The following is a 23,233-nucleotide window of genomic DNA, read 5'->3' as shown; positions in this document are numbered from 1 at the left end:
GATGGGTCGCGGCTTCCCGGCAGTCCGGGGTCTTGGCCGGATGCCGCGCGCTGTACGCGGCAAAAGAGTGCGTCCGGTTGTAGGGTGCGGAAATGGTCCGGATCCGGGGGCGGCTCGGCAGGGGTGAGTTGTCGGGTGTCGCGGGCGGCGTTCGGTGGGCGTCTACCGGCTGGTGTTGGACGACCGTCCGACGGGCATCGCCTATGTGTGGAACGCGGATGAGTCCTCGACCGCCGTTCGGGTCCCCCGGGTGGTGATGCTGGACCGCAGCAGGAGTCTGCTCGCGGGTGAGGTGGCCGTGCTGGAGGACGTGCGTGGCGGCACGCTCGAAGCCCTGTGGGAACGGGACCCGGGGCGAGCCGGGCGGGTGTCGGCTCGCCTTGGTGACGTGGTCCGGACGATGCACGACAGTCGGCGCGACCGATACGGTCGCCCGGGCATCGACCGGGCCGGCGTCGATCCGGTGGAGTGGCTCGGGTTGTGCCGTGCGTTACGCCATCTCGGCGAGGCCGCGGCTCGCGTCGACCGGATCGCGGCGGTCGAGCATCGCCTCCTGGGCCTTCTCCACGACCGCTACGCCGCGGTGGCTCCACGTACCGAGTACGGGTTCATCCACGGCGAACTGGGCCCACCGGATGGTTCACGACGGCGAAACCGTGGTGGATGTGCCGGCGAAGCTGTCCGCGCAGGTGCGGGTGTTCGCCACCGGCAACGGCCGCAAGACCGACCCCGTGGACGCGCACTCCGTTGCCCTGGCCGCGTTGCGTGCCCCGACCTTGGCCCGAGTCCAGGTCGACCCCGAGCTGGTCGTGATGACCATGCTCGTCGACCTTCGTGACGAACTCGGCCGCGCACGAACACAGACGGTCAACCGTCTCCACCGCCTGCTCACCGAGCTGTTTCCCGGCGGAGCCAAGAAGTTCCTGTCCGCGACCCAAGCACGCGCGCTCGTGGCGGCGATCAAACCACGCGACATCGTGGGCAAGACCCGACGCCGGCTGGCTGTCGAGCTGATCGCAGAACTCGAGACCATCGACAAGAAGACCAAGGCCGCGGACAAAGACCTCCGCGAGCTGGTGATCGCCCGCGGCAGCACTCTGCTCGACCTGCACGGCATCGGGCCTTCCGGTGCCGCGCGGCTGCTGGCCGACGTCGGCGACATCCACCGGTTCGGCAACCGGGATCGGTTCGCGTCCTGGAACGGCACCGCGCCGTTGGATGCCTCCTCCGGGGAACAGCAACGGCACCGCCTGTCCCGGGCCGGCAATCGCCGGATCAACCGGACGCTGCATATCATGGGCGTCGTCCAGCTCCGTGATCCGACCGCTGGCCGCGTCCATTTCGACGGCAAGAAAGCCGCGGGCAAGACCTCGATGGAAGCGATGCGCTCCTTCAAGCGATGCTTGTCGAACGTCGTCCACGCGCGCATGCTGGCCGACCAGAAGCGATGTGAGGCGGCAGGCCCGAGAGGGCACTCGGGGACGACTGATGCGCCCCGGGTCTGGTGCAGGTCTCGTTGTCTGTCACCGAGCCCGGGCAGGCTCGAAGGGCTGATCGTAGCGTGACGCTTGGTGGCTGGCTTCGGCCTGGGCTGGAGTGCGCTGGCCGAGTTCGCCGTGGACGCGGCGATGGTTGTACCAGTCGACGTATTCGGCGACGGCTATCTCGACATCACGAACTGATTGCCAACCGCGGCCACAGGCAACAGGGTTATGGATCAACTCTCCCTTGAACAGCGAATTGAACGCCTCGGCCATCGCGTTATCGTAGGAATCTCCGCGCGAACCGACCGAGGCGACCACTGCCGCTTCCGCCAAGCGCTCGGTATAACGAATCGCTCGATATTGAACTCCGCGATCGGAATGATGAACAAGCCCGGTCACATCTTGTCCGGCCCGTTTCCTGGCCCAGATCCCCATCTCCAGCGCATCAAGGGCAAGATTCGTGTGCAACGAAGTCGACACCTGCCAGCCCACGACCATTCTTGAGAACACATCGATGACGAACGCGGCATACACCCATCCCGAAAACGTCCGGATATAGGTGATGTCCGCCACCCAGAGCTGGTTCGGCTGGTCGGCAGCGAAGCGGCGGTCGACCAGGTCCGCCGGCGAAGGCGAGGCAGCAGCGATGGTGGTCCTGGGCCGCCTGCCTCGCCGTAGTCCCTGCAACCCCTTCTGGCGCATCAGCCGCTCGACCGTGCAGCGAGCCACGCCGATTCCCTCACGGTTGAGCTGAGAATGGACTTTCCGCGCTCCGTAGACGCCGTAATTCCCGCGAAACACGCGCTCGATCTCGACGAGCAGTTCCGCGTCCCGCACGGCACGTTTCGACGGTATGCGCTTCTTGGCTGCCCAGAAACTTCTCGGGGCGATCCGCACATCCGCATCGTTCAAGACTGCGCAGATCGACTCGACCCCGAGCTTCTTCCCCTCGACAACCCGCTCGCGGTGGTCGTCGATATAGTCGATGACCACCGCGAGCGGAACCTCCCGCCGAGGTGCGGAATCGTCAGGAGTTACTTGATTTTGCGGTCGAGCTCCGCGGCGGCGAAAAACGCCGAGGCCGTCTTCAGGATCTCATTCGCCCGCCGCAGCTCACGCACCTCGCGTTCCAGCTCGGCGATCCGCGCGGCATCATCGCTGGTGCGGCCGGGTGCCGTGCCGGCGTCGATCTCGGCGCGCTTGACCCAGGTCCGCAACGCCTCCGGGTGCACGTCCAACTGGCCCGCGACACGGCGGATCGCCACCATCCGCTGCCCCTCGGCCGCGATCGCGTCCAACGCCATCCGCGTCGCCCGCTCACGCAGCTCGTCGCTGTACTTCTTCGGTGCCGGCATGCTCTGCATCCTCCCTGGGATCAGAGCCTGCACAGAACCCGGCGCGCATCAGTGTCGACGGTGAGGGGTTCCCAGTGGTTGCCGGTGTCGTGTCCGCGGGCGTGCTCGAGGTAGAGCGTGGTGAGGCTGTTGCCGCGGTTGGCGGTGTCGACGGTGGCGACGGGGCCGAACTTGGTGACGCAGCGCCGGCCGTCGACGCTGCGGTCACCGCCGGCGAAGCCGACGCCGTTGAGCTGCTCGACGGTAACGGCGGCGCAGGGGGCGGCCTGCCTGGAATCGAGAGGCGCCGGCGAGCCCGGTTCCGGGGATCGGCGGAACGGACACCGAGGGCTCGGGTGGTGCGGGCGGTGGGCTGGGGGAACAGCTCACGGTCAGGCCCGCGGCCAGTACGGCGGCGAGTGTGCGGCTGGTGTGGCGGTGGCCGGTCATGAGTGGGTGGCTCCCGGCTTGACGCGCCATCGGGCGGGGTCGTCGATCACGCCAGTGCTGTCCCCAACCTTGGGCAGGGCGGCGAAGCCGGTCTCGATGGTGGTGAGCTCGATACCGTCGCCGATCATGGTGCCGATGTCGGCCAGCATGCCGGTGAGCAGGGTCAGGCAGTCTTGCCAGAACGTCGCGAACGCGGTGTTGAGCGCCTCGGCGATGTCCTGGATCTTGAACACCGCCAGGGGCGGCAGGACCGCGGCGGTGCCGATCGCGATGCCGATCTTCCCGCCGAGCTGGTAGATGTTGATCGCGCACTTGCCGATTACCGTGAGCAGGTTCTTGTAGGTGTCGACGATCGTTTTGGCGATGGAGGACATCGCCTCGGGCCACGGTTCCCGGCAGTGAGTAGCTGGCCAGGATGTTCGCGACCGAATTCACGATGAACCCGGTCCCGCCCCGCGGCGGCTTCGCATGCGGAGCCGCCGGAGTCTGGGTCACTTCGGACCGGCGGCAGTGAGAGATGCAGCTGACCTGCCTCGGCGGCGACGCCTGCGGGGCCAGCACCGCCGGCCCCGGGCGCTCGCTGCACCAGCTTGGAGATGATCGTTCCGGACTTCTCGTAGCATGTCCACGACATGGTCAGAGCGTCGGCTTGCCCGACCGGTACAGCCAGGTGTCGAAGAACGAGTCGAGGTTGCGGTTGGTCAGTCGCTCGACGAACTGGATGAATTGCCGCGTCGAGACATTGCCGTATCGGTGAGCCGTCGGCCACAGTGTGAGCACTCGGAAGAAGGCGCGGTCGCCGATCTTCATGCGCAGCGCCTGCAGCGTCATCGCGCCGCGGTTGTAGACCAGGCCGTCGAAGATGTGGTCACGTCCGGGGTCGGCGACTTCGCCGCTCCAGTCCTTCTCGTCGGCGTATGCCTTCGCGAAGGTCTGCTGCACGGGGATGTGATTGAATTTTTCCTGGTAGAGCCACTCCGAGTAGGTCGCGAAGCCTTCGTTGAGCCAGATGTCCGACCAGCGCACCGGGGTGAGGCTGTCGCCGAACCACTGGTGGCCGAGTTCGTGGGCGAGCAGGTCGCCGTCGACGTCGCTGGTGCTCCGGTCGTAGACCGGTCGGCTCTGCGTCTCGAGGGCGTAGTGGACGCCGACGTCGGCGAGGATGCCGCCGGTCGAGTCGAACGGGTACTGCCCGTACATCGAGGATTCCCATCGGATGATCTGCGCCGTGGTCTGGTTGAAGACCTTGCCCTGACCGGGCTTGGTGTCGATCGACTTGCCGATTGCGGTGATGTTCGGCAGGCCGTCGGCCGTCACGCCGCGGATGACGTCGTAGTCGCCGATCGCGAGCATGCTCAGCTCGCTGGCCATCGGCCGGTTCATGGACCAGCGGAAGGTGGTCTGGTGATCGTGCGTGGTGGTGGGCCCGGGTTCGCCGTTGGCCAGCACGGTGAGTCCGGTGGGCACGGTGATGGTCTGGGTGTAGGTCGCTTTGTCGTCGGTGGTGTCGTTCACCGGGTAGTAGGTCGCCGCGCCGATCGGCTGGTTGAGCGCGACCGCGCCGTCCTTGGTGGCGACCCAGCCGGAGAGGCCGAGCGCAGGGTCGTCGATCTTCTGCGGGACGCCGGCGTAGGTCACCGAGACGACGAACGCGCTGCCCTTCCGCAGACCGTACGGCGGGGTGATCACCAGCTCCTGGGCACCGCTGCGGGTGAAGGTGGCGTTCAGGCCGTTCACCGAGAGCCTGCTGATCGTCAGCGGTCCCTGGAAATCCAGGTCGAAGCGGGAGAGATCCTGGGTGGCCGTGGCGAGAATCGTCGTGGTCGCGTCGATTGCCTGGGTTTCGGGGCTGAACGCCAGCCGGATGTCGTAGTGGCCGACGTCGTAGCCGCCGTTGCCCATGTCGGGGAAATACGGATCCTCGGCGCCGGGTGCACCGGGGGAGTACCGCGGTGCCGGCGCCGCATCCGCTGCCGGGCTCGTCGCGGCCAGCAGGCCGGCGGACAGTGCGCAGGAGATGATCACCAGGTGGCCACGGCTACGGTTGGCGCCTCGCATGGGTCCTCCTCGGCAATCATCGACGCCGAAGAGTAGGACCGATCCGACACGCGGATCAAGCCTGGTGCAGCGGCCTTGAAAGCCCGGTTCGGGCGGTTCCTGGGCCGTGCTCCACAGGCAGCGCCTGGTCGCGCGGGCGTAGTTTCGTCATTATGAGGATCGGCGAGTTGTCCCGGCGCACCGGCGTGAGTCCGCGCTCCCTGCGGTACTACGAAGCGCAGGGCCTGTTGACCAGCACCCGCTCCGACGCCGGGCAGCGGCACTACTCCGATGCCGAGGTCCAGCGGGTGTCGCTCATCCGGCAGTTGTTCGAGGCGGGCCTGTCCAGCCGGGTGATCGCGATGGTGCTGCCGTGCGTCGAGACTCCCGGCGACCCGGGCGTCGTCGAGTTCGCGTTCGCGACGATGAAGCGCGAGCGCGACCGGATCGACGCGGAGATTGCGCACCTGACCGAGACCCGGGACGCGCTCGACGTGCTGCTCGACGCCAACAGCCGGCACCGGGCGAAGCTGGCCTGACGGTGTGACCCGCGCCTCGGCCGGTTGCCCCTGACACCGGTGTCAGCGGTCAGGATGACCGCAGAGCCCGGAACGACCGGGCCGGTCACCCGGAAAGGCGCGGCAAATGGGACATGCATGGGGTTTCGGCAGGCACGGCGGGCCCGAGGTGCAGGAGTTCTTCGACCGCCCCGATCCCGTTCCCGGTCGCGGTGAGGTGCTGATCCGGGTCGACGTCGCCGGGGTGAACCCCCTCGACCACCTCCTGCGCGCGGGTCTGGTTCCCGGGCTCGACGGCGGGCGGCCGTTCCCGCGCGTGCTGGGCATGGAGGCAGCGGGCACCGTTCTCGCGCTGGGGGAGGACGTCGACGGGCTCGAGGTGGGGGACCCGGTCTTCGGCTTCGCGCTCACCGGCGGCGGCACCTACGCCGAGACGACGGTGCTGTCCGCGCCGAACACCGCGCGCATCCCGGCGGGCCTGTCCGCCACCGTGGCGGCGACGCTGCCGGTGGCCGGGACGACCGCGGTGGACGCGCTCGACCAGCTCGGCCTGCCGGCCGGCGCCACGATCCTGGTGAACGGCGTCGGCGGTGGGGTCGGCCTCGCGGTCGCCCGGCTGGCTGCGGCGCGCGAGCTGCACGTGGTCGGCACCGGCAGCGCCGCCAAACGTGAGCCGGCCGAGACCGTCGGGGTGCGATTCGTCGACTACACCACCGAGGACGTCGTCGCCGCGGCCCGTGAGCTGGTTCCCGGCGGCTTCGACGGGATCGTCGACCTGGTCGGCGACCCCTCGCTGCGGACGGTCGCGCCGTTGGCGCGGGACCCCCGCACTGTCGTCGCCGTGGGCGATCAGTCCGTGGCCGACATCGGCGGCCGTTTCGTCGAGCGCCGCCTCGACCGGGAGAACCTGGAGCGCGCCGCCCGGCTGGCGCTCGACGGAGTGCTCGCACCGGCGATCACGGCGGTCCACCCGTTGTCCGACGCCCCGGCCGCTCTCGCCACCGTCGAGAACGGTCACACCTCGGGCAAGGTCGTCATCAAGGTGACCTGAGACGCGACAGCGCCGGTTGGGGGCTGGTCTGGCACCGCGCTGACGACTCAGGGCATTGGTTGCTCGCCACCCGATCGTTCGCCGGGCCTCGGTTCGCCAGCCGAGGAGGATCGCGACGGGCGCGATCGTGGCCGAGGTGACTGAGCGACCGCCCTCGGAAGAACGCGCGTGGGGCCGGCCCCGGCACGTGCCGGGGCCGGCCGAGACCGTCCGCGAGCTGGCGCGGCGCCGACAGCCGGGCGGTCCAGGTCGACCCGACCCTGTTCGCCGGCGTGACGCCGGCGGTGACCGCGACAATCGACGCGGCGGTCGGTCCCCATCGGACACTTCCGCAGGCTTCGCGGGCGGTCCCGGCTCCGGCGTCGCGGCCACCGACATCACCGCAGAAACGCGCGTCGCGGATCCTCTTCGTCGTGGCGGCGGTGTTCGGCGTGATCGCGCTGCTGGCCACGGCAGGTATGGCGATGGACCCGCCCGATGCGACGGGTTGGGCCGGAGCAGGGTTCCTGTGGCTGCTCGCCGGGCCGTTCGCGTTCACGGCGGTGCGACGACGACGGATCCTGGAACGTAAGGATGGGGGACGGCAGTCCCCCCATACGGTCAGCGCCGCTTCCGCTACTCGAACACCCCGTACCCCTCGACGGCGTGGGCCCGGACGCCGTCCATGTCGAGCTCCACGCCGATGCCGGGAGTGTCCGGAAGCGTGATGTAGCCGTCCTTCACGATCGAGCCGCTTCCGTCGGGGGCGTGGACGTAGCTGTCCCACACCTCGCGCTCCTCGAGGGCGTGCCATTCCTGGACCAGGAAGTTGGGGATCGCTCCGCACTGGTGCGACGTCGCCATCGTGCCCAGCGGGGTCGACACCAGGTGTGGCGCGAACGGGATGTAGTGCAGCTCCGCCAGGTTGGCGATCTTCTTGGCCTCGGCCAAGCCGCCGCACTTCGGGACGTCCGGCTCGATCACGTCCACCGCTCCGCGTTCGAGCAGCTCGCGGAAACCCCAGCGCAGGTAAAGGTTTTCTCCCGCGCAGATCGGTGTTCGGGTCTGCTCGCGCACCCGGACCAGCGCGTCGACGTTCTCCGCCGGCAGCGGCTCCTCGAGCCACATCAGGTGGAACGGCTCGAGCTCGCCCGCGATCCGGCACGCGCTCGGCACGTCGTAGCGGGCGTGGAGGTCGATGGCCAGGTCGACGTCGGGGCCGATCGCTTCCCGGACGGCTGCCACCCGCTCGACCATCGAGCGCAGCTCGGCCGCGTTGATCGTGTGGTTGAACGCGTCGAACTTGGCCGGGTGGTGCAGGTTGTCGATGTCGAACTTGATGGCCGTGAAGCCTTCGGCGACCATCCGCTGGGCGCGGTCGACGCACCCGGCGATCGAGCCCGCCGGGTCGTCGCCGTCGCCGCAGTCGGCGTAGAGGCGGATCCGGTCGCGGAACTTGCCGCCGAGCAGCCGGTACACCGGCTGGCCCGCGGCCTTGCCCGCGAGGTCCCACAGGGCGAGCTCGATCCCGGACAGGGCGATCACGAACACCCCGCTCTGGGCGCCCGCGAAAACCTTGCTGCGGCGCAGTTTCTCCCAGCACCGCTCGACGTTGCGCGGGTCCTCGCCGATCAGCAGGGGGGTCAGGGACTCGATCATCCCGACGACGGCGCCCGCGCCGGCATCGGGATTGGCCTCGCCGAACCCGCTGAGGCCCTCGTCGGTGTCGATCCGCACCAGCGTGGCCTGCCCGTGGTAGGCCACCACCGCCGTCGTGACGTTCACGATCCGCATTGCTCTCCCGCCGCAGAGTAGTGCCTGGGGAAACAGTCTGTCGCGAGGTCCAACTTGTCCGATAAGCTGATGACATGCAAAGGAGACAAGAGTCTCCGGACGCTGTCAAGGTCCGGACCCTCCCGGTGCAGGTGGCAGCCCACCTGACCCGGCGCATCGTCAGCGGCGAAATCGAGGACGGCCGGGCCCCGTCGGAACTCGAGATCTCCCAGGAGTTCGGGGTGTCCCGCGTCGTGGCGCGGGAGACGCTCAAGATCCTCGCCTCGCTCGACATCGTCGACGTCGCGCAGGGCCGCCGCGTCGTCGTGCGCCCCCGCGCGGAGTGGGACTACCTGAACCCGTTGCTGATCGAGTGGCTGCCCGCGGAGATCGTCGACGAGCTGCTGGAGGAGCTGCACCGGATGCGCGTGCTGCTCGAACCCGAACTCGCCGCGATGGCCGCGACCGGCATCACCGACGAGGCGCTGGCCCGGCTCGGTGACGAGATCGACCGCATGGCGGCGCTCGAAACGGATCCCGAGGCCTACCTCGAGGTCGACCACGAATTCCACATGGAGATCTGCCGGGCGGCGAACAACCGCATCCTCGACCGGATCATGTACTCCGCGCGCTGGCTGGGCACGGCCAGCCGGCGCCTCACCAACGAGGCGCCGGCCGGGCTGCGCCGCGCCACCGCCCAGCACACGGAGATCTACGAGGCGCTCGTGGCACGCGATCCGGCCGAGGCCCGCGAGGCGATGCGCCGGCACCTGAGCAACAACTACTCCACGCTCCTCTCGGAGAAGGAGCAGCGAAGCAAGCGGGCCGCCCGGCGGCGTTAGCACCCCCTGCACGACCGAGATCCGGAACCGACGACGAGGACGGACGAGGCATGGCAGCACCTGCGATCCCGCCGATCCGGCTGGGGCTGATCGGCACCGGGCTCGCGGTCGAGAAGCTGCACTGGCCGGCCTTGCGCGGCCTCGCCGACCGGTACGTGGTCACGGCGTTCACCGACTCCTCGGCCGAGCAGCGCACGAGGTTCGCCGGCTACAGCGGGGTCGATCCGGCCCTGGCCACCGCCGACCGGGGCGCGTTGCTGGCTCGCGACGACGTGGACGCCGTGCTGATCTCGGTGCCGATCCCGCACTTGTACGAGGTGGCGCGCGACGCGCTCACGGCGGGCAAGGACGTGCTCTGCGAGAAGCCGGCCGGCGTCGACGCGGAGCAGGCCGGCGCCTTCCTCGCCCTGGCGGCCGCGCATCCGGACCGGACCTTCGTGATGGGCGAGAACTTCTTCTACCGCGACGACCTGCGCTACGCCCGCGCGTTGCTCGACAGCGGTGCGATCGGCCGCCCGCACCTGATGGCGTGGCGGCACGCCGGCCGGGTGGTGCCCCGCGAGGGCGGGTTCAGCGGCACGCCGTGGCGGCAGCGGCCGCAGTACCGCGGCGGCGTGCACCTCGACTTCGGCGTGCACCACATCGCCCAGATCCGGCTGCTCTGCGGCGACATCGCCCGGCTGCACGGTGCGGTGCAGACGGCCAACAGCACGATCGACGCGCCGTCGGACCTCGCGCTCACCCTCGTCTTCACCGGAGGCGCCATCGGCAACTACACCGCGTCCTACCCCGAGATCCCGGTGCCGCCCGAACCCAACGACATGCGGCTGTACGGCACCGAGGGCGTGCTCGTGCTCGCCGGGTCCGAGTCGGAGCGCCGCGTGACGCACAGCGGTTCCGACGCCACCGCCCACACGACGGTCTTCCACGGCAGCGACAACGGTTACCGCGCGGAGCTCGTCGACTTCGCCGACGCCGTGCAGTTCGGGGTGCGGCCCGTCGGCAGCGTCGCGCAGAGCGTGGCCAACGCACTGGTCGTCCAGCGGGCGCTCGACTCCGCGGAACGGGCGGCCGCACTGGCGCTCGACCCCGTGCCCGGCGCGGGCCCGGTACCGCTGTGGCGGCCCCGCGGCTCGGCCGGGCTGTTCGACGGGCTGCCCGGACAACGCATCAGCAGTACGGCGTCCTTCGCCGCATGAACGACCCGCAGCGGGGCGCTCGCCTCGCTGTCCCGCCGGTTGCAACGTCGCCCCGTCGGTACGCGTCCGCCCGATCGGACGCGAGAGGAGTTGTCATGGAAGAGAAAACGGACCTGTCGAGGCGCACGTTCCTCGGCGTGAGCGCGCTGGGCGTACTCGGCCTCGCCGGGTGTGGGGGCGGCCCCGCACCCGCGCCGCAGGTCGACGTCCAGGTGCCCAAGGCGCTGCTCGACCAGGCGGCCGCCCTGCGCGGCGGGTCGGTGGGGATGCTCTCGCAGAAGCTGTACTCGGAGGCCGCCAACAAGGCGCTGGACAAGTCGCTGCAGGTGTTCGCGCAGGCCACCGGGACCACGATCCACAACGACCTGGTCTCCGGCGACGCCGGCGACATGGTCGCGAAGATGGACGCCGAGGTGAAGGCGGGCACCAACCGCGACCTGGCCTTCATGAGCGACCGGCGGTTCGTCGGCCAGCTCCACAACCTCGGTGCCCTCACCGACGTCACCGACGTGGTCCAGGAGATGAAAGCGCTTTACGGGGAACCCGCGACGGAGGCGAACAACTACTGCGTGTTCGACGGGCGCTGGTTCGCGATCCCTTACCACTTCATCGCGACCGCGATGTACCTGCGCAAGGACTGGTACACGGAAAAGGGTCTCCCGCTCAAGCCCTACTACTCGTGGGAGGAGCTGCGCGACAACGCGTTGGCGGTCTCCGACCCGGCGAAGCGGCGTTTCGGCTGGGGGCTCACGGTGAACCGCTCCGGCGACGCCAACGGCTTCATTGCGAACGTCATCAACACCTACGGCGGGGCGATCGCGGACAACACCGGCACGAAGGTGACGTTCAACTCGCCGGAGACCGTCGAAGCCGTCAGGTTCATCGGCGATATCTACACGAACCCCAAGTACGCGCCGATGCTGCCGCCGGGGATCGGCAGCTGGACCGACTCGAGCAACAACGAGAACTGGCTGGCCCAGATCCTGGGGCTCACGCTCAACCAGTTCAGCGTCTACGCCGACTCGAAGACCAAGAAGAATCCGGTCTACGGCAACACCCACCCGTTCAACGGCGCCACCGGACCGGCGCTCGACCGGCCGCTCGCGTACGGCGAGTCCAACTCGTTCGTCGTGTTCAAGGGGGCGAAGAACCCCGACCTCGCCAAGCTGGTCGCGAAGTTCATGGTCGGCGGGAGCGCGCTGCTCGGCGTCGCGAAGGAAGCACCGTGCCTGGTCAACCCCTCGTGGGACAAGGTGTGGGACTCCGACCCGTACTACACCACCGGTGACCCGGCCTTCGCCGCGCTGCGGGAGCAGACCCGCGCGCCGCTCCCGGTGAAGACCAAGACCGGCTACGCCTTCCCGCAGGCCCCGAGCCCCGGCGAGCAGGCCGCCACCGCCGCCTACGTGCTGACCGACATGATGCAGTCGGTCATCCAGGGCACCCGGCCGGCCGACGCCGTGGCCACGACCCACGCGCGGATCGTCCAGATCTTCGAGCAGCAGGGCTACAAGCAGTGACCGTCCTGCGATCGCGCCCGGCGCCGGCCCGTCCGGCGCCGGCCGCGTCGTCCTCGCTCACGCGTACGCAGCGGCGGCTCGGGCGCGACTGGCGCCTCGCCGCGGTGTTCATCGGGCCGACGCTGGTGCTGGTCGCCGGCCTGATCCTGGTCCCGATCGTCGGCTCGATCTTCACCAGCGCCACGGAACGCCACGGCGCGGAGACGGTTTTCGTCGGGCTGGACAACTACACCGCCCTGATCGGCGACGCCCTGTTCCACAAGGGAGTGCTCAACTCGTTCGTCTTCACCGCCTACGCCGAGATCTTCAAGGTGACCTTCGGTCTCATCGCCGCGTTGATGCTGCACCACATGCGCCGCGGCCGGGCGATCCTCGCCGGGGTGATCCTGCTGCCGTGGGTGATCCCGACGGTCGTCACGGCCTTCACCTGGCGGTCGTTGCTCGACCCGATCTTCGGCAGCGTCAACGTCCTGCTCACCGACACCGGGATCGGGCCCGCCCTCGCCGCGACGGGGCTCGTCGACAAGTGGCCCGCGGAGTGGCTGTCCGACCCCGCGCTCGCGATGCCGGCGGTCATCCTGGTCAACGTCTGGAAGGGCATCCCGTTCTTCACGGTGACGTTCCTCGCCGGGCTCAAGGCCATCGACAGCGGTCTGCACGAGGCGGCGATGGTGGACGGCGCCTCGCCGTGGCAGCGCTTCGTGCACATCACGCTGCCGGGGTTGCGCCCGGTCATGATCGTGACGGTGCTGCTGTCGTCGATCTGGACGTTCAACAACTTCGACCTGATCTGGCTGATGACCCAGGGCGGCCCGGGCGACGCCACCGCCCCGTACGTGATGGTGGCCTACTCGAAGGCCATCCAGCAGCTGCAGCTGGGCGCGGGCGCCGCGGTCACGCTGGTGATGCTGCCGATCATCGCCGTCCTCGTGGTGATCCTCGTGCGGATGATGCGGCGCAGCGACCAGCCGGGCGCGGCCGACCTCGGGCGCCGGCGGCTGACCCCCGCTCAGCGCAAGGCGCTGCCGTGGGTGATCGTCGTGGCCTCGGTGCTCGTGCTGGTCTGGGCGTCGCCGCACATCGTCTGGAAGGCCGCGCTCGTGCTGGGCGTGTTCGTGGTGCTGGCGGCCGCCGTCGGCCGGGTGGTCTCCGCGTTCGCCGCGCGCGGCAACCGGTTGGCGGCCCGCTTGGTCGCCGGCGGCGGCAGCGGGATCGCACTGGTGGGCCTGCTGGGTTTCGTGCTCGCCCCGCTCTACTGGATGACGGTCACGGCCTTCAAGTCCGACGACCAGATCGTCGCGCGCACCGACGACCTCTGGCCGACGCCGTGGAGCACCGAGCAGTTCACCAACCTGTTCACCGGCCGGGCGTTCGGCACCTGGTACGTCAACACGATCCTGGTGTCGGTGGCGTCCACCGTGATCGCCCTGGTCTGCGCGGCACTGGCCGGCTACGCGCTGGCACGGCTGAAGTTCCGGGGTTCGGAGAGCTTCACCGTGACGATCCTGCTCACCTACGTGATGCCGGGCGCGCTGCTGTTCATCCCGCTGTACCAGCTGATGAGCGGGATCGGGCTCAACGACTCGTTGTGGTCGCTGGTGCTCGCCTACCCGACGTTCACCCTGCCGTTCGCGACGTGGCTGCTCGTCGGCTACTTCAAGTCGATCCCGGCCGACCTCGAGGAGGCCGCGCTGGTCGACGGCTGCACGCGGTTCGGGGCGTTCCGCCGGATCGTGCTGCCGCTGGCCAAGCCGGGCCTGCTCGCGGTCGCGCTGTTCACGCTCACCAACGCGTGGAACGAGTTCCTCTTCGCTTTCGTGTTCATCACCAAGGACGACTACAAGACGCTGCCCGTCGGCATGCAGTCGATGATCTTCGGGGACGTCGTGCCGCAGGGGCAGCTGGCCGCGGCCTCGCTGCTGGTCAGCATCCCGGTCGTGCTCATGTACGGGTTCGGGCAGCGGTTCCTGACCGAAGGCCTCACCGCGGGAGCGGTGAAGGGATGAGCGCGATCACGGAGGAGCACGTCGCGACGGCGTCCCGGCCGAGCGACCTGCGCATCACCGACCTGCGGGTGGCCAACCTGGCCGGCGTGCCGTTCCGCTCGTCGATCATCCGGATCGACACCAACCAGGGGCTGGCCGGCTACGGGGAGGTCCGCGACCAGGCCAGCGCCACCTACGCGCTCATGCTCAAGAGCAGGCTCGTCGGCGAGAACCCCTGCAACGTCGACAAGATCTTCCGCAAGGTCAAGCAGTTCGGGTTCCACGGCCGGCAGGGCGGCGGCGTCTCCGGCATCGAGATGGCGCTGGTGGACCTGGCCGGCAAGGCGTACGGGGTGCCCGCGTACGCGCTGATCGGCGGCCGGTTCCGGGACGAGATCCGCTGCTACGCGGACACGCCGTCGCTGCCGGACCCGCACGCCATGGGCACCCGGCTGCTGGAGCGCAGGCAGCGCGGGTTCACGATGCTGAAGATGGACGTGGGCATCGACCTGCTGTGGGACGTGCCGGGGGCGCTGATCGCGCCGCCGGGTGCCCGCGCGGACTCCACGACGATGCACCCGTTCACCGGCATCCAGGTCACCGCGAAGGGTGTCGACCACCTGGTGTCCTACGTGGACATCGTGCGGTCCGTCGTCGGCTACGACATCGCGCTCGCCGCCGACCACTTCGGCCACATCGCCCTCGACTCGGGCATCCGGATCGGCCGCGCGCTGGAACCGTTCACGCTGGCGTGGATCGAGGACCTGATCCCGTGGCAGCTGACCGGCCAGTGGCGGCAGCTCACCGAAGCCGTCGCCGTCCCGACGTGCACGGGGGAGGACATCTACCTGCTCGACGGCTTCCGGCCGCTGCTGGACGCCGGTGCGATCCGCGTCGTGCACCCCGACCCGGCGACGGCGGGCGGGATCGCGGAGACCAAGCGGATCGGCGACTACGCGCAGGAGCGCGGGATCGCGATGGCGCTGCACCTGGCGGCGTCGCCGATCGCGACGATGGCGTGCGTGCACCTGGCCGCCGCCACGGAGAACTTCCTCGCCCTCGAACACCACGCGGCCGACGTGGAGTTCTGGAGCGACCTCGTCACCGGCCCGCTGATCCGCAACGGCCACATCACGGTTCCGGACACGCCGGGACTGGGGTTCGGAGACCTCGACGAGGAGCTGCTGCGCCGCCACCTCGACCCGCGCGATCCGGTGTTCTTCGCCGAGACGACGCACTGGGACAAGGAGTCGAGCCACGACCGGCTCTGGAGCTGAAAGCGCTGTCAGGCCGGACCGCGCTCGGCGCGCCACCGCTCGTACTCGGGCCGGGCCTCGTCCGAGAGTGGGTAGTACAGCCGCATGTCGCCGCCTTCGGCCAGCCGGATCCGGGAGAACTCCTCCCATTCCGCGTGTTCCTGAGCGTGGGCCACCAGGGCCGGGGCGAGCTTGACCGGCACCACGACCGCCCCGTCGTCGTCGGCGACGACGATGTCGCCCGGCTCGACGAGCGTGCCGCCGCACGCCACCGGTACGTTGACGGCGGCCGGGACGATGCCCGTCTGGGCGTGGAAGTTCGGGGTGGCGCCCCGGATCCACAGCCCGAGGCCGAGCTGCTTGGCCTCGCCGGTGTCGCGCAGGCACCCGTCGACCACGACGCCGGCGCCGCCGCGGCCCTTGAAGTAGGTCAGCATCATCTCGCCGAACACGCCGCTTTCCATGTCGCCGCGCGCGTCGACGACGATCATGTCGCCGGGCTGGGCGTGGTACATGACGTGCCGGTGCAGCTGCTTTTCCGGTTCTTCGTACTCGTCGACGGGGTAGAGGTCCTCCCGCTTGGGCAGGAACTGCAGCGTCAGCGCCGGGCCGGCCACGCGCACGCCGGGGGTGACCGAGACCGGGCCGCGGATGAACGCGCTGCGGATGCCCATGCGGCTGAGCTCGCCGCTGGCCGTCGCGCTGCCGATGGCCGCGAGGGCCGCGCTGAGCTCGGCGGGCGGGCGAACGATGTCGTGCGTCTCGACCACGTCGACAGCTCCCTCGGGTCCGCGTTGACCGTGACTTTCGGAGAGTTTCCAGGAGATCCCGATCCGAGGATACGGGAGATTTCCGGCTTCCGGCCGAAGAAACGAAAAATGGTGGCCGGAAAACGACCGCGGCTCAAGCGACCGGAGTGTTCCGGTACTTCAGGATTCCCTCGACGCCGCGGAGGAACGTTTCGCAGACCGGTGCCGGGTCGGTCAGGCAGCCCGCCGCCATCGCGCCGTCGCGCAGCATCACGAAATGCCTTGCCGCCGGCTCGGGGGCCGGCTCGCCGGTGGCCTCCAGCAGTTCGGTGACCACCTGCAGGAACCAGTTCCGGTGGGTCAGGACCGCTTGGTGCACCGGGTGCGCCGGGTCGGGGTACTCCGCCGCGGCGTTGAGGAACGCGCAGCCGCGGAACCCCGGTGACCGGATGCCGTCGGCGATCGAGGCCGCCACCGCGCGGACGGCGTCGACCGGGGAGGCCCCGGCGGTGCGGGCTGCCTCCACACCGGCGCGGATCGCCTGGTCGGCGGCGGTCAGGTAGGCGACCAGCAGGTCGTCCTTGCTCGGGAAGTGCCGGTACAGCGTCGCGCGGGTGACGCCCGCCTCGGCGATGACCCGGTCGATCCCGACCGAGTGGAGCCCCTCCGAATAGAAGAGGCGGGTTGCCGACGTCAGCAGCCGGGCTCGTGCTTCGGACACCCCTCCAGGCTAGCAGATAGAACGATCTGTCTTGCGGCGAGCGCGGCGACCTGCCATAGTCGTCGGTGCGAGATAGAACGGTCTGTCTACCTAGGAGAGCCCATGACCACCAGCACTGCCCCGGCCCCCGCCGGCGTCGCGCAGTCCTTGCGGCGGTTGTACTTCACCCGGTTCGCGTTCGCTCTCGGGTGGGCCGGGCTGCTGTTCGCCACCGCGTCGAGCCTCGGTCCCGTCAGCATCGCGCTGCTCGTGCTGTACCCGGTGTTCGACGTGGCCGCGGCGATCGTCGACGCCCGCTCGGCGAAGGCGGCCAAGCCGGTGGCGGGCCTGTACGCGAACGCGGCGATCAGCCTGCTCGCCGCCGCCGGGCTGGCCGTCGCCGCCTCGTCCGGGATCCCCGGCGTCCTGCGCGTGTGGGGCGCCTGGGCGATCGTGGCCGGCCTCGTCCAGCTCGTCGTCGGCGTCCTCCGGCGCGGCCTGGGCGGTCAGTGGCCGATGATCCTCAGCGGCGGGATCTCCGTGCTCGCCGGGACGTCGTTCATCCTGCAAGCCACAAAGGACGGTGCTTCGCTGGCGACCTTGGCCGGTTACGCCACGCTCGGCGGTGTCTTCTTCCTCGTCTCCGCGCTGCGGCTGAGGGCCGGTGCGGGGCCGCGGCCACACCACGGGTGACCGCGGACCCCGCCTGCTAGGTCACCGGGTGAACGTGAACCAGTTGATGTTCACGAAGTCCGCCGAGCCGCCCCCGAACGTCAGGTACACGTCGTGCACGCCCGTTGCCGCACCGACGATGTTCGCCGGCACCGTCTGCCAGTTCTGCCAGCCGCCGTTGTTGGCGAAGTCGATCTCCGCGATGACGGGACCCGACGTGCTGTCCAGGCGGGCCAGGATCGCGCCGCTGACCCCGGCCGCCGCGCCGGATGCCAGGCGGGCGACGAACTGGCGCGGCGAGCTCGAACCGAAGTCGACGCCGGTGTACTTCAGCCAGTCGCCGGCCGCGATCCAGCCGACGTCGGTGCCTCCGCCCGTGTCGCTGCACCCTTCGTTCTGCGTGCCGCTCTGGGCGCTGTAGGACTCCGCCTGGATCGTCGAGTACGCGCTCACGCCCCCGGGCGGAGGCGTCGTGCCGCCACCCGCGCCCGGGCCCAGGGCGACCGTCCAGGAGGTCGGCGCCGGGTCCTGGAGGTGGCCGTCGACCGGCTGGGCGCCCGTCGGGCCCACGTCGTCGTACGGGAAGGCGTAGCCGATCGACGCGTGCTGGTGGACCAGGCGCGCGTAGTGGTTCGTCGTCGGGTCCTGGTAGTACTGGGACGGCGGGACGCCGTCGGGCTGGTTGCCGCCGCCCGCGACCAGCAGGCTGCTCCGGTTGAGCGCGGCGGCGAGCCGGGCGGCGATCGCGCCGCGCGCGTCCCCGCCGGAGTTGTACAGCGGCCCGCTCGCGCAGCCGAAGATGTCGATCGCGCTCGGCTTGGTGAACGGGACGCCGTTGGTGTTCAGGCCGGCGAACACGATCGTGTCGCCGCTGACCGTGCCCGTGTAGGAGCCGATGCTGCCCTGCCCGTTGATCGTCAGCGGCGTCGAGCGGTAGCGGTCCCAGACGGCGTTCAGGTAGCCGGTCCAGTAGCCGCCGAAGTCGGTGGGGGAGTGCCCGGGCGCGAGCACCCGCACCACCTTGCCCGACGCGTCGGTGACGACCAGCTGGTCCCACGGGGCCCCGTCGGTGGTGTGCTGGGCGCGCAGCCCGTCGGCGATGGCTCCGAGCGCGCCGTCGGGCAGCGGGCTGACCGACTGCGCGCCGGCCGCTCCCGTCGTGGCCATGGACACCGGCAGCGCCACCATGTCGACGTAGCTGATGTTCGCGTAGAGGTTCGCGCTGTTGTAGGTGAACTCGCAGAACGTCCAGTTCGTCTGCCAGTTCGGGTCCGAGCTGGTGAAGCCCGGCTGCACGAGGCCCGGGCCCGGGTTGACGAAGAACTGGATCTTCTTGTCCGCCGAGAACCACACCCGGCCGCCGATGATGTGGTCGTGCAGCGTCACGGTGACCTGGGACCCGGAGCCGCCCAGCGGGATGGCGTAGTCCGGGATCGGCGTCACCGGCGACGAGGGGTTGGGCAGGCGGTGGAACACGCCGTCGGCGGTGACGAAGCCCGGCCAGCCGGACGTGTCCGCGCCGCTGATGTAGGCGTAAACGGTTCCGCTGCCGGAATTGTTCTTCAGCGTCAACGGCAGTGCCGCCGCGGCCCGCGCTCTCGGCGCGGTGACGGCAGACCACAGCGGCGCGCTGGTCACGGCGGCCGCGAGGCCCGCGGTGACGAAGGTACGCCTGGACAACATGGCGCCTCCTCGGGGAGGGCGGCGACGTGCGTGGCGGCGGCACGCGTCCGCGGGGTGGGGGTCGCCGAACGCTAGGTACCCGGTGTCGCCGCGGTCAATACCACCAGGTCGGGTCTGGTACGAGCGGCCGCCGAGCCTGCCCTCGCGTACAGGTGCGGCATTCGGAGCAACGCGATTGTTCCGCGCGGGGAATGTGCATCCGGAACACGAATAGTCGCAATGGGGAAGATGCTTCTTACTCCGTTCGTGGGCTAATCATCCAGAGCGATCAACTTAGGTTGTCGCGGCCAGCGACCTTTTCCGCTAGCCGTAGCACGACCGGGGCCGGTTAGCTGAACACCGGGGGTACCGCGCGGGCGGTACGTCCGCGGGGAGGGGGAAACCGATGGGCGAGCTCGAGGACACCGCACGCGCCGGCGACAGCGCGCGGGCGCGCGGTACCGGGCCGCACGAGCCGGACTTCCCCCGCGCCACGCCGCCGTGAGCGGGCGCGGCCGAAGACCCGGCGGGAGCACTCCCCCCTCCCGCCTGCGAGGTACGACGTCCGGTGCACCCAGCCCCCAGTACGGTGCGCCGGACGTCGTGCCGCAACGACAAAGATGGACGACGAAGAAGATCGTCCGGAAGAGAAGCTCAGGCGCCGACCGCGGCGGCCTCGAGGTGACGGCGGGCGCTTTCGGCCAGCTCGTCGACGTTGCGGTCCAGCAGCGACTTCAGATAGCCCGGGCCGATGCCGAAGTCGTCGAACCCGGTGACCAGGGACCGCAGCTTCTCGATCCGCACGTCGCCGCGCTTGGCCGGCATGTCGACCAGCTTGCGCTCGGCCCGCGTGCCGAGGCGCTCCTCCAGCCCGTCGACGATGTCCTCGATGGCCTCGGACCGGCCTGACGCCACGTTGATCACTTCGTCCCGGATGCCCTGGCCGAGCAGCGAGTCGATCATCCGCATCATGTCGCCGACGTCGAGCAGGTCGCGGGAGACCCCGGAGTGCAGCGTGACCGAGCCCGAGAGCAGCTGGCGCGTCAGGGACGGCAGCAGCTGGTGCGGCGACTGGCCCGGCCCGACGATGTGCGACAGCCGCAGGACGAGCCACCGCGCGCCGGACAGCGCGCAGACGTGTTCGAGGCACAGCTTGTGCCGGCCGTAGGGGGTGAGCGGGAAGACCGCGCCGCCCTCGCTGCCGACCGACCGGTCGGCGCCGTACATGCCGGTCGAGGCGGTGGAGAGGAAGATCAGCGTGCGGCCGGTCGCGCGGCAGCGGTCGATCACGTCGTAGACCAGGGTGGATTCCCGCTGGAACGCGGACACGTCGTTGACGAGCACCGTCGACACGCCCGCCGCGATGAGGGTGACGTCCGGGTACCGGTCGCCGAAGTACCGCCGGGTGTGGTGCGCGATGAAGCCGTTGCCGATGATCTCCATCAGGGGGCCACCACCCGGTCGTCGGACACCCCGGCGGCGTTCGCGAACACTTCGTCGGCGAGCCGGGCGGTTTCCACGGAGGAGGAAAGCCAAGCCGCTTCGGACTCGTCGCGCCCGGCCAGCGCGGCGACGGCGAACGAGCGCAGGGACAGCTCGAACTGGTGCGCCGGCGGGAGCCAGAGCTCCTCGACGTGGTCCTGTTCTTCGATGCGCAGCACGGGTTGCCGGCCCGGCGGCGGTGTGAAGGCGCGGTCGAGCGACAGCGCGGCGGCGCTGCCCCAGAGCTCGTACCGCGAGCGGTAGCTGTGCTGGAAACCGAAGTCGAGGGACGCGGTCACCCCGCTCGCCGAGGTGAGCAGCGCATGCCCGGCGATGTCCACGCCGCCTTCGTCGAACCGCAGGGTGGCGCCGGTGACCCGCAGGTCGGGGCCCAGCAGGAAAAGCGCCGCGCGCAGGGGATAGACGCCGACGTCGAGCAGCGCCCCGCCGCCGAGCGAGGGCTGGTAGCGGATGTCGTCGGCGGGCAGCGGCGGGATGCCGAACGAGGCGCTGAACGTCCGGAGCTCGCCGAGGCGCCCGGCGTCGAGCAGTTCGCGCACCCGCGTGTGCTGGGGGTGGTGGACGAACGTGAAGTTCTCGCGCAGCACCAGGTTCTGCTTCGTGGCCAGCTCGGCCAGGTCTTCGGCCTGCTCGAGGTTGAGCGTGAGCGGCTTCTCGCACAGCACGTGCTTCCCCGCCAGCAAGGCTTTCCTCGCCCACTCGTGGTGCAGACTGGTCGGCAGGGAGACGTACACGGCGTCGACGTCGGCACTGTCCAGCAGCTCGTCGTAGGTCATCGCGGTGGCGCCGAAGCGCCCGCCGAACTCCGCGGCCTTCTCCGGCGAGCGGGCCGCGACGGCGGTCAGCGCCAGCTCGCCCACGGCGGCCGCGGCGGGCAGCGTGCGCCGCGCGGCGATCGACGAGCAGCCCAGCGCGCCGAGCCGCAGGGCCCGGCTCACCGCAGCCCCCGCAGGCACGCGATCAGGCTGCGGGCCTGCACGTTGACGTAGTGGCTGTGCCGCAGCAGCTCGTTGAGCTGGTTCAGGGTGAGCCACCGGAAGTCGGCCAGCCCGGCGTCCGGGAAGTCCGCCGGCACCTCGATGATCTGGTAGTCGCTGTACGCGTGGTGGAACCGGCCGCCCTCTTCGGAAAGCTGGGCGGAGAAGAGCACTTGGTCTTCGCGTCTCCCCAGCACCATGTCGAGGAACGGCGGGCGGTCGGCCGCCGGGGTGAGCACGTAGTTGTCCGGGGTGCACTGCACGGTCGGGGCGAGCTCCACGACGTCGAGGTAGCCGGGCTCGACCCGCGCGTTGAGCAGCGCGTGCAGCACCCCGTCGACGCGTTTCACCAGCAGGGCCACCACACCCGCGCCGTGCGGCCGGACCAGCGGCTGGGTCCACTGCGCGACTTCGCGCCCGTTCGTGGTGATGTCGACGGCGATGATGCTGAAGAACAGGCCGAGCTCGTGCGAGATCTCGGTGGGCGTCCGGACCCAGTTCGCGACCTCGCTGAGCGGGAGCGAGCTGGTGCGCACGACGTGCTGGGCCTGGCGCGAGGTGATCCAGCTGAGCACCTCGGTGCGCGTGTGCAGGCTGCCCGTGGGCTGGGCCGAGGAGCGGGCCACCGCGGCGGCGAGGTCGCTCACGGCGTCGGCTTCGTGGCCCTCGAGCCCGGCCGGCATGCAGGACAGCACCGTGCGGGCGTCCATGTTGACCAGGTTGTCGTGCTTGAGCAGCTCGTGCAGCTGGCCGAGGGTGAGCCAGCGGAAGTCGTCGGGCAGGTCGTCTTCGCCGGCGAACTCCGCGGCTTCGACGATCATGTTCCGGTTGCGCTTGCGGTAGAACCAGGAACCCTGTTCGGACTGCAGGACGTCGGCGAGCACGGTTTCCGGGTCCGGGTCGCGGAAGTGGTCCAGGTAGGGGACCGGCCGGCCACCGTGCACGCGGGTGTAGTTGCTCTTCGTCGCCTGGACCGTCGGCGAGACCTGGACGCCGTTGACGTTGCCCGGCTCGGACTTCGCCTGCATCAGGCAGTGCAGGACGCCGTCGATCTCCTTGACGAGGATGCCCAGGATACCGATTTCCGGCTGGTTGATGATCGGCTGCGACCAATGCGTGACCGGGCCGTGGTCGGTGTCGACCTCGAGCCCTTCGACGCCGAAGAAGCGGCCGCTTTCGTGGCGCAGGTTCCCGGAGCCGGGTTCGAACCCCCACTGCCGGAGGTCGCCGAACTCGATCCGGCGGACCTCGTGGCGGTGGGCGAGGTTGCGGTCGTCGATCCACTTGGCCACGACCGCGTTCGGCGTCGCGACGCCGTCGGTGGCGGCCGCGGACCTGGCGAGCCGGTGTGGCAACGTCACGTCCGGTTTGCGGAGCAAGCCGGTTCCAGTGTGACGCTCCATGGATTTCACCTCGCGTGGCCGGCGGACGGGTCGTCCTATTTGTAGCGAGGAGAAACTAGGAGGAATGCTGGTATTTGCGCGGGCGCCGCGGTGACACTAGGCGATTCATTGGATTCCCTGTGCACGCCGGGGTGGGGGC

General features: G+C 69.9%; 19 protein-coding genes. 9 read left to right on the top strand and 10 right to left on the bottom strand.

The genetic code is table 11. The features are described from left to right. The first annotated feature begins 287 nt into the window (after window positions 1-287). Entirely contained in the window at window positions 288-1,565 is a 1,278-nt protein-coding gene (locus QRX60_RS49475) for a transposase (RefSeq protein ID WP_332845811.1), read from the top strand. Here the strand turns inward: QRX60_RS49475 and QRX60_RS49470 are convergent. From QRX60_RS49470 to QRX60_RS49460, 3 genes are all read right to left on the bottom strand, one after another. Continuing rightward, window positions 1,524-2,839 (bottom strand): IS3 family transposase gene (locus QRX60_RS49470; RefSeq protein ID WP_408630192.1). Its coding sequence is split into 2 segments (ribosomal slippage): window positions 1,524-2,545 and window positions 2,545-2,839, totalling 1,317 coding nucleotides; the frame shifts between segments, so codons are not numbered across the junction. The two genes, QRX60_RS49475 and QRX60_RS49470, sit on opposite strands and share 42 nt — an antisense overlap. Window positions 2,840-3,264: 425 nt before the next feature. Beyond that, window positions 3,265-3,642, bottom strand: coding sequence for a hypothetical protein (locus tag QRX60_RS49465; protein WP_285998388.1), 378 nt, complete (start codon window positions 3,640-3,642; stop codon window positions 3,265-3,267). 262 nt (window positions 3,643-3,904) lie between these two features. Next, window positions 3,905-5,326, bottom strand: coding sequence for a M1 family metallopeptidase (locus tag QRX60_RS49460; protein WP_285998387.1), 1,422 nt, complete (start codon window positions 5,324-5,326; stop codon window positions 3,905-3,907). A gap of 152 nt (window positions 5,327-5,478) precedes the next feature. On the opposite strand from QRX60_RS49460, the gene QRX60_RS49455 reads away from it, so the two are divergent. Next, window positions 5,479-5,844: a MerR family transcriptional regulator gene (locus QRX60_RS49455; protein ID WP_285998386.1), complete on the top strand. Its 366-nt coding sequence runs from the start codon at window positions 5,479-5,481 to the stop codon at window positions 5,842-5,844. A 106-nt stretch (window positions 5,845-5,950) separates the two neighbouring features. Beyond that, a complete protein-coding gene (locus QRX60_RS49450) occupies window positions 5,951-6,874 on the top strand; it encodes a quinone oxidoreductase family protein (RefSeq protein WP_285998385.1) in 924 nt (307 codons plus the stop codon). Between the two features lie 615 nt (window positions 6,875-7,489). Here the strand turns inward: QRX60_RS49450 and QRX60_RS49445 are convergent. After that, window positions 7,490-8,647: a mandelate racemase/muconate lactonizing enzyme family protein gene (locus QRX60_RS49445; protein WP_285998384.1), complete on the bottom strand. Its 1,158-nt coding sequence runs from the start codon at window positions 8,645-8,647 to the stop codon at window positions 7,490-7,492. Window positions 8,648-8,721: 74 nt separating this feature from the next. Between QRX60_RS49445 and QRX60_RS49440 the strand changes: the two genes are divergently transcribed. The 5 genes from QRX60_RS49440 to QRX60_RS49420 all read left to right on the top strand — a co-directional run bounded on the left by QRX60_RS49440 (window position 8,722) and on the right by QRX60_RS49420 (window position 15,449). Beyond that, window positions 8,722-9,468 (top strand): FadR/GntR family transcriptional regulator, encoded by a 747-nt coding sequence (locus tag QRX60_RS49440; RefSeq protein ID WP_285998383.1) that lies wholly within the window; start codon window positions 8,722-8,724, stop codon window positions 9,466-9,468. 50 nt (window positions 9,469-9,518) lie between these two features. Next, window positions 9,519-10,667: a Gfo/Idh/MocA family protein gene (locus QRX60_RS49435; RefSeq protein WP_285998382.1), complete on the top strand. Its 1,149-nt coding sequence runs from the start codon at window positions 9,519-9,521 to the stop codon at window positions 10,665-10,667. Between the two features lie 95 nt (window positions 10,668-10,762). Beyond that, window positions 10,763-12,187 carry an extracellular solute-binding protein gene (locus QRX60_RS49430; RefSeq protein ID WP_285998381.1) on the top strand — a complete coding sequence of 475 codons (1,425 nt, stop codon included), beginning with the start codon at window positions 10,763-10,765 and terminating at the stop codon, window positions 12,185-12,187. Next, on the top strand, window positions 12,184-14,193 hold the full coding sequence (locus QRX60_RS49425) for an ABC transporter permease (protein WP_285998380.1): 2,010 nt from the start codon (window positions 12,184-12,186) through the stop codon (window positions 14,191-14,193). Before QRX60_RS49430 ends, QRX60_RS49425 begins: the two co-directional genes overlap by 4 nt. Further along, entirely contained in the window at window positions 14,190-15,449 is a 1,260-nt protein-coding gene (locus QRX60_RS49420) for a mandelate racemase/muconate lactonizing enzyme family protein (protein WP_285998379.1), read from the top strand. The genes QRX60_RS49425 and QRX60_RS49420 overlap by 4 nt, the downstream gene beginning before the upstream one ends. An 8-nt stretch (window positions 15,450-15,457) precedes the next feature. Here the strand turns inward: QRX60_RS49420 and QRX60_RS49415 are convergent, their stop codons facing one another. Both QRX60_RS49415 and QRX60_RS49410 read right to left on the bottom strand, forming a co-directional pair. Then, window positions 15,458-16,198, bottom strand: coding sequence for a ribonuclease activity regulator RraA (locus tag QRX60_RS49415; RefSeq protein ID WP_285998378.1), 741 nt, complete (start codon window positions 16,196-16,198; stop codon window positions 15,458-15,460). A gap of 133 nt (window positions 16,199-16,331) precedes the next feature. Continuing rightward, window positions 16,332-16,898, bottom strand: a complete 567-nt coding sequence (locus QRX60_RS49410) for a TetR/AcrR family transcriptional regulator (RefSeq protein WP_285998377.1) — start codon at window positions 16,896-16,898, stop codon at window positions 16,332-16,334. Window positions 16,899-17,000: 102 nt separating this feature from the next. Here QRX60_RS49410 and QRX60_RS49405 point away from each other — a divergent pair, with 102 nt between their 5' ends. Continuing rightward, the gene (locus QRX60_RS49405; protein WP_285998376.1) at window positions 17,001-17,570 is read left to right on the top strand and encodes a hypothetical protein; all 570 of its coding nucleotides are present in this window, start codon (window positions 17,001-17,003) and stop codon (window positions 17,568-17,570) included. A gap of 21 nt (window positions 17,571-17,591) precedes the next feature. On the opposite strand, the gene QRX60_RS49400 is transcribed toward QRX60_RS49405, so the two are convergent. The 4 genes from QRX60_RS49400 to QRX60_RS49385 form a co-directional block, all read right to left on the bottom strand. Further along, a complete protein-coding gene (locus QRX60_RS49400; protein WP_285998375.1) occupies window positions 17,592-19,232 on the bottom strand; it encodes a beta-1,3-glucanase family protein in 1,641 nt (546 codons plus the stop codon). A 633-nt stretch (window positions 19,233-19,865) separates the two neighbouring features. Further along, window positions 19,866-20,654 (bottom strand): NAD-dependent epimerase/dehydratase family protein, encoded by a 789-nt coding sequence (locus QRX60_RS49395; RefSeq protein ID WP_285998374.1) that lies wholly within the window; start codon window positions 20,652-20,654, stop codon window positions 19,866-19,868. Continuing rightward, on the bottom strand, window positions 20,654-21,670 hold the full coding sequence (locus tag QRX60_RS49390; RefSeq protein ID WP_285998373.1) for a Gfo/Idh/MocA family protein: 1,017 nt from the start codon (window positions 21,668-21,670) through the stop codon (window positions 20,654-20,656). Before QRX60_RS49390 ends, QRX60_RS49395 begins: the two co-directional genes overlap by 1 nt. Then, a complete protein-coding gene (locus tag QRX60_RS49385) occupies window positions 21,649-23,094 on the bottom strand; it encodes an NDP-hexose 2,3-dehydratase family protein (RefSeq protein WP_285998372.1) in 1,446 nt (481 codons plus the stop codon). Before QRX60_RS49385 ends, QRX60_RS49390 begins: the two co-directional genes overlap by 22 nt. Window positions 23,095-23,233: the final 139 nt, after the last annotated feature.

The sequence above is a fragment of the Amycolatopsis mongoliensis genome (assembly GCF_030285665.1).
GTDB classification, from domain to species: Bacteria; Actinomycetota; Actinomycetes; order Mycobacteriales; family Pseudonocardiaceae; genus Amycolatopsis; species Amycolatopsis mongoliensis.
This window is presented reverse-complemented; position numbering and strand designations above follow the sequence as displayed.

What these genes read in the sequence shown, in the direction of transcription:
- QRX60_RS49465 (WP_285998388.1), bottom strand. Translation starts at nt 3,642, where the DNA reads ATGTCCTCCATCGCCAAAACGATCGTCGACACCTACAAGAACCTGCTC.
- QRX60_RS49460 (WP_285998387.1), bottom strand. Translation starts at nt 5,326, where the DNA reads ATGCGAGGCGCCAACCGTAGCCGTGGCCACCTGGTGATCATCTCCTGC.
- QRX60_RS49455 (WP_285998386.1), top strand. Translation starts at nt 5,479, where the DNA reads ATGAGGATCGGCGAGTTGTCCCGGCGCACCGGCGTGAGTCCGCGCTCC.
- QRX60_RS49450 (WP_285998385.1), top strand. Translation starts at nt 5,951, where the DNA reads ATGGGACATGCATGGGGTTTCGGCAGGCACGGCGGGCCCGAGGTGCAG.
- QRX60_RS49445 (WP_285998384.1), bottom strand. Translation starts at nt 8,647, where the DNA reads ATGCGGATCGTGAACGTCACGACGGCGGTGGTGGCCTACCACGGGCAG.
- QRX60_RS49440 (WP_285998383.1), top strand. Translation starts at nt 8,722, where the DNA reads ATGCAAAGGAGACAAGAGTCTCCGGACGCTGTCAAGGTCCGGACCCTC.
- QRX60_RS49435 (WP_285998382.1), top strand. Translation starts at nt 9,519, where the DNA reads ATGGCAGCACCTGCGATCCCGCCGATCCGGCTGGGGCTGATCGGCACC.
- QRX60_RS49430 (WP_285998381.1), top strand. Translation starts at nt 10,763, where the DNA reads ATGGAAGAGAAAACGGACCTGTCGAGGCGCACGTTCCTCGGCGTGAGC.
- QRX60_RS49420 (WP_285998379.1), top strand. Translation starts at nt 14,190, where the DNA reads ATGAGCGCGATCACGGAGGAGCACGTCGCGACGGCGTCCCGGCCGAGC.
- QRX60_RS49405 (WP_285998376.1), top strand. Translation starts at nt 17,001, where the DNA reads ATGACCACCAGCACTGCCCCGGCCCCCGCCGGCGTCGCGCAGTCCTTG.
- QRX60_RS49400 (WP_285998375.1), bottom strand. Translation starts at nt 19,232, where the DNA reads ATGTTGTCCAGGCGTACCTTCGTCACCGCGGGCCTCGCGGCCGCCGTG.
- QRX60_RS49395 (WP_285998374.1), bottom strand. Translation starts at nt 20,654, where the DNA reads ATGGAGATCATCGGCAACGGCTTCATCGCGCACCACACCCGGCGGTAC.
- QRX60_RS49385 (WP_285998372.1), bottom strand. Translation starts at nt 23,094, where the DNA reads ATGGAGCGTCACACTGGAACCGGCTTGCTCCGCAAACCGGACGTGACG.